This is a genomic window from Pedobacter sp. 01N416, assembly GCF_056399685.1.
Genome location: NZ_JBFTRT010000387.1, coordinates 1 through 5,457, shown reverse-complemented (window position 1 = coordinate 5,457; position 5,457 = coordinate 1). Strand labels below are relative to the sequence as shown.

Sequence of the window (5,457 nt, the reverse complement as noted above, 5' to 3'; positions counted from 1 at the left end):
CCAAGTGGCGGAGAAATCAAAAAAACAGTTGCACAAAAGAAAAAATAGCACTACCAAACCTTAAACGCAGTGGTTTTGTGTTCATAAATGCTGCTTCAAAATGTTACGAAAATTGAACACAAAACGAAGTGCCGCTGTTTTTTTGATGTGCTTGGATTGTGCTGAGCTGCCTTGATGGATTGACGAAGCGCTTTGGGTACTTTGGCGCTCCAAAATGCGTCAGCATTCTTGAGCACAAATAAAAATAACATGATCTGCGAAAAACTACCATGCCCCGCGGCAAAGAGCGAAAAAAAATGATATTTGTGCCTTCTTAAGGAATCAAGGCCAGTTAATAGCTGGAAAGATGCTGAAACAAGTTCAGCATGACGACCGCCTTAGGACTATACACAATAAAACTTAGGTAATTAAGGCATTTACCCATCCTAGCTTTTTCACCACCTAAGTTACCTTAGCACATCTTAGTTGATAAATAGCTAAGATTGTTATCAACAAAAAAAGGTTCAGCTGTTTCCAACTGAACCTCCAGGTTTCATCCCGCCTAGGCGGAAATAATAATTATCTTAAATCTACCAGTGTACACATATTTAAATCCTTTTTCGTAAACCGTAAAAATCTTTGCAGGGTTAATGGCATCGCCACTATTATCTACATTGCTCACTTGGACCTCTTTATCTTTTTTCAAATAAGTCCATTGGCTTTTACCATCACTAAACAATTCTTGATTGGTCATCGCCACTTTATACTTATTAGAATTGGCTTTAACATACAAGGTACCTTGCTGGGTTTCTTTTACTTTTGCCTTTGGATTATCCAAAGTGAAGGTAAAATCTGTTTTTACAATATTATACGATTTGTATTTTTTACTCACCTCAGCTAAAATGGCTTTAGCTTTCGCATCAGTTTGAGCATAAGTTGAAGTTGTAAAAGCAACTACAACCATTAATGCTGAAATTAATTTCTTCATCTTTTCTTTTTTAAATTTTTCCTTTGAAACGTTAGAGTAGATTTTTTGTTATTGGTTTAATCTAATCTTTGTCATTCATACTATTCAAGAACTGTTCCAAAGAATATTCATCCGGATACAAGACTTCGCGCGCCTTACTTCCTTCAAAGGGACCAACAATTCCGGCGGCCTCTAATTGATCGATAATCCGGCCTGCCCTGTTATAGCCTAATTTTAGTTTACGTTGTATTAATGAGGTAGAACCCTGCTGATGCATCACAATCAGTCTGGCAGCATCTTCAAAAAACTTATCGCGTTCATTAGGATCAAAATCGGCCTTACTGCCCTCCCCTGCTTCATCTATATATTCTGGCAGTTGATAAGCATCAGCATAACCGCGTTGGTTACCAATATACTCAGAAATCCGGTCTACCTCAGGTGTATCAACGAAAGCACACTGTAGCCTGATTAAGTCGCTACCTGTAGATAAAAGCATATCACCGCGGCCAATTAACTGATCGGCGCCACCACTATCTAAAATGGTTCTCGAATCGATTTTCGACAATACCCTAAAGGCTAACCTGGCCGGGAAGTTGGCTTTAATGGTACCTGTAATAATATTTACCGATGGACGCTGCGTAGCCAGCACCAGGTGAATACCGATTGCCCTGGCCAACTGTGCCAAACGTGCAATTGGCGCCTCCACCTCTTTACCCGCAGTCATCATTAAATCGGCAAACTCATCTACCACTAAAACAATGAAAGGTAAAAAGCGGTGGCCATTATTTGGATTAAGCTTACGCTTAACAAACTTATCGTTGTATTCTTTTAAATTCCTAACCTGTGCATCTTTTAATAAATCGTAACGCTGATCCATTTCGATACAAAGTGAATTTAAAGTATTTACAACTTTTTTGGTATCGGTAATAATTGCATCGGCCTCTCCCGGTAGTTTAGCTAAAAAGTGCCTTTCAATTCTATTGAATAAAGTTAACTCTACTTTTTTCGGATCGACCAGTACAAATTTCAGTTGTGCAGGGTGTTTTTTAAACAACAACGAAACCAGAATGGCGTTAATACCAACCGATTTACCCTGACCAGTTGCCCCTGCCACCAACAAGTGAGGCATTTTAGCCAAATCTGCTATAAAAACCTCATTACTAATGGTTTTACCTAATGCAATAGGCAAATCCATAGTGGTTTGGCTCCATTTTTCGGTATTTAGAATGCTGCGCATCGGTACCATTTCTGGGTGCTGGTTAGGTACCTCGATACCAATTGTACCCTTTCCTGGCATTGGTGCGATAATACGGATACCTAAAGCTGCTAACGAAAGCGCAATGTCATCCTCCAGGTTTTTAATCTTCGAAATCCTTACCCCAGGGGCCGGAATAATTTCGTAAAGGGTAACCGTTGGGCCAATGGTTGCCTTAATCTTATCAATTTCTATATTGTAATGATTAAGGGTTTCGACAATTTTATTTTTATTGGCTTCCAATTCTTCGGCATTTACCGAAATTTTATTGGTGCCATAATTTTCGAGCAAATCTATTGTTGGATACTTATAACCAGATAAATCTAATTTTTCATCATAATTCCCAAACTGTTCAACCAAATCATCCGATTTTTTTTCTTCTTCAGTTTTTTCGATCGTAAAAGCAGGTTCCTTTTCGGCTTCAATTGGTGGTTCTACCGTTAACGGAAGTGTTGTTGCCGCAGCAGTAGCAAGAGGCAAATTGGTAGCCAACGGAGATAATACAACAGGTGCTACAGTTTCTTCCTCTTCTTTTTCTTCGAAACGGCTTGGCTGTAATACCACGTTTTGTGGCTTACGTTCGTTACTTACTGGCTTATCTCGTACCGGAAATTCAATAGGCGCCGAAGGTTCTTCGAAAGTTTTGTTCCTTACTGCCTGCTCTCTAATATCATTTACATAATCTGGCGTTTCGTTGTCCAGGTAAACCTCTTTCTCTTTGCGCTCCGGAAATTTAAAATCGATGTTATATGCGATGATTAAAATGGTTAATCCGGCAAAAGCAATTAGTCCCGCCACCCCGGCTGCGCCAATTTGGGCACCTAATAATTTATTGCTCCAATACCCAAACTCGCCTTCTAAATAATGTGGCGATTCTGACCAGAAACTATGGGCAAAACCTAAGGTTAGGGATATAAACAGTAAAAAGAAAAAGCTATAACCTAATGTTTTAGAGATAGAAAGGATTTTAACTTTAAATAATAAACGGTAACCGATAATAAAAAAGGCCAAAACAAACAAGAAAGATGCGATACCGAACCATTCGTAAATAAACTGGTGCGATAACAAGGCGCCAAACTTACCTAACCAGTTTTGAACTACCGGTATAGAAACACCAGCTTCTTTTAGTTCTTCTGTTGTTTTAAAAAGATTGCCCCAACCACCATTTGCATCGATTACATAACTCTGGTCATCTTGCCAGGTAAATAAATACGAGGTAAAAGCAATTAAAAAATATAACGACAATATCACAAAAAACAGACCTACAATTTTAACTGCACGGCCATCTGCCAAATCGAAGCTTGGCAAAAAATCTCTTTTTTCTTTCGGCTGCCGACCTGATGATGATCTGCCAGGCGCATTTTCTGCACCTTTATCTCTGAATGTATTGGTTTTAAACTGGTTACCCCTTACCGACATTTTCTATCCTAAATAATTTAATATTGAACAAACTTAGATAAAACTGCGCAGCATTAACGAAAGCCTAACAAAAAAAATAATCACAAATTGTAAGCATTGCTGCTAGGGCTTTTATCATACCACTCACTATTTTCAAGAAGCGCTAAATTTGCACCTCTATCTATTGGTTTTATAATCTGCCTTAAATTAAATAAAAATATTCATCGGGCATTAAACCTTAAACAGAAATTATCGTCTATTATTTTAACAACACACAAGTTGTTACGTTTTTGTCAAATGAAACGGATTTTGTTTTAGGTTTTATCCCGTTTTGCCTGGAGAGGTTAAACGGGATTTTTTTATTTATAAACCTTATAACCTCAGCCTGATTAATTTCCATTCGTAGCGACCATTTTTAGCCTCTTTCTCCTAACACGATCGTCATGCTGAACTTGTTTCAGCATCTTTCCTGCTAGAAGCCCCTGAAATAAATCTGATAGCTATCGGGTCAGGGCGACGACAATTAGCTAAAAATAGCTATGGGAGCTCTTTTAAAGATATAGTGATAATATATCGACTCAGGTCTTAAAGCGACTTTGGCTGTTCATATTATTTTGAAAAGCAGGGTTCGGCTCATTTCGGTCATGATAGTCCTGCTATCACTTCAAGTCCTCACTCGTACCTCGTTCCGGGCTTTTCGTTCTATCAGGTTTATTTAACTGAGTCTGTAGTTCTGGGGCTTGCGAGACCTCGCAGGTTTTAAAAACCTGCGAGGTATAATCTTTGCTAATTTGCCTTACACTATATATATTTAGGCAATAAAGTTTACAATTTCTTAATTTTTGTTAATTTAAAGCGATTTTTGAAACAATACTATGGGCATAGCGCAACTCGAAGAACAAATTGAGGCTGGAAATTTACAAGCAGTAAAAGAAATTTTGGTTGAAAATCCAAAATTGGCAAATATTGACACCTCCCATCACATTTCGCCACTGTTATTGGCCTGTTATTATAAAAAACAGGAAATCGCTGATTTAATTGCCGAATTTGTAGATGACCTAACCTTGTTCGAAGYTTGTGCAGTGGGCAAATTTGATGCAGCGTCGCAATTAATATTTCAAAATCCTAATAGTATTAACGAATTTTCGGAAGATGGGTTTACACCACTAGGTTTAGCCTGTTATTTTGGTCATGAAGATCTAGCCCGTTTTTTAGTTTTAAAAGGTGCAGATGTTAACCTGCCATCGAAAAATGGATTTAATGTATTTCCGATCCACTCGGCAGTTGCCGCCAACAATTTTAATATTACCAAGATACTTTTAGAAGCCGGTGCCTACCCGAATGTTTGTCAGAAAGCAGGATTGGCACCCTTACATACCGCCGCACAATTAGGAAATATAGAATTGATTATTTTATTGTTAGAACACGGAGCAGAAGTTTCTTTGCGCATGGAAGGCGGAAAACTGCCTGCAGATTTAGCCGCAGAAAAAGGCTTTAATGAAATTGCAGAGATTTTAAGAGACGATGACTAGACAGTTCTCAGTTTAATCAATTGCAAACTGGATACTGTTAACTGCCTACTGAACAGTTTTCAGTTTGAAGTCCACAGTTTTCATTTCATATACTACAAACTCGTACTGTTAACTGCAAATTGGGCACTGCCAACTGAAATCATTCCCAAATCCTCGACCGCATTCTTTTCATATACGTCCTGATATCGAGTACAACAGCCGCTAAAAAATAGAACAATATTGGAAAACCCACCGCTAAAAACGACGAATAAATAAAAAACAAACGCACTTTCGCTGTGCTCATGTTCAACTTGTTAGCCAAATAAGTAGAAACGCCAAAACTCTGT

4 protein-coding genes are annotated in these 5,457 nt (G+C 38.3%); 1 reads left to right on the top strand and 3 read right to left on the bottom strand.

The genetic code is table 11. From position 1 onward, the window contains the following. Positions 1 to 541: 541 nt before the first annotated feature. Entirely contained in the window at positions 542 to 967 is a 426-nt protein-coding gene (gene lolA1, locus AC1DND_RS19515; protein WP_477584149.1) for an outer membrane lipoprotein periplasmic chaperone LolA1, read from the bottom strand. Positions 968 to 1,028: 61 nt separating this feature from the next. Continuing rightward, entirely contained in the window at positions 1,029 to 3,620 is a 2,592-nt protein-coding gene (locus AC1DND_RS19510; protein ID WP_477584147.1) for an FtsK/SpoIIIE family DNA translocase, read from the bottom strand. A gap of 854 nt (positions 3,621 to 4,474) precedes the next feature. On the opposite strand from AC1DND_RS19510, the gene AC1DND_RS19505 reads away from it, so the two are divergent. Next, complete coding sequence (locus AC1DND_RS19505; RefSeq protein ID WP_477584145.1) at positions 4,475 to 5,131, top strand: ankyrin repeat domain-containing protein; 657 nt, start codon at positions 4,475 to 4,477, stop codon at positions 5,129 to 5,131. A 139-nt stretch (positions 5,132 to 5,270) separates the two neighbouring features. Here the strand turns inward: AC1DND_RS19505 and AC1DND_RS19500 are convergent. After that, the coding region (locus AC1DND_RS19500) for a PspC domain-containing protein (RefSeq protein WP_477584143.1) at positions 5,271 to 5,457 on the bottom strand (187 nt) is incomplete at its 5' end.

Bases quoted from the DNA above. Each gene is read 5' to 3' on its own strand.
- AC1DND_RS19510 (WP_477584147.1), bottom strand. From the start codon at position 3,620: ATGTCGGTAAGGGGTAACCAGTTTAAAACCAATACATTCAGAGATAAA.
- lolA1 (WP_477584149.1), bottom strand. From the start codon at position 967: ATGAAGAAATTAATTTCAGCATTAATGGTTGTAGTTGCTTTTACAACT.